1 protein-coding gene is annotated in these 332 nt (G+C 42.8%); it reads left to right on the top strand.

Annotated features, from left to right (window positions below):
* A partial coding sequence (locus EST42_RS10220; RefSeq protein ID WP_167711261.1) for a transposase occupies positions 1–332 on the top strand: 332 nt, incomplete at both ends.

The raw sequence follows: 332 nt of genomic DNA, 5'->3' as shown, positions 1-332 counted from the left end.
TTCGACGACTTCAAATCAGGTGAGTTCGCAACTAGCGGAATGAGCATGATTTTAATCGATTCTGTTAACCACCGCATTCTAGATGTCATGAAGGATCGCGGTGCTGGTCAGCTCCGTACCTATTTCAATCAATACAGTCCAGCAGCTCGAGCTGCTGTTAAAACCATTACTGTGGATTTATTCACCCCTTACAGAGCTATGATTAAGGATTTATTTCCAAACGCAAACATCGTAGCCGACAGATTTCACGTCGTAATTCAAGCATACCGAGAACTAAACAAGGTTCGTATCAGTGTTATGAAACAATTCGGGTCAGACAGCAAAGAGTATCG

Source organism: Weissella cibaria, from assembly GCF_004521965.1.
Classification (GTDB): Bacteria; Bacillota; Bacilli; order Lactobacillales; family Lactobacillaceae; genus Weissella; species Weissella cibaria_A.
The sequence above is the reverse complement of the archived record's forward strand: the minus strand, read 5'-3'. Positions and strand labels throughout refer to the sequence as shown.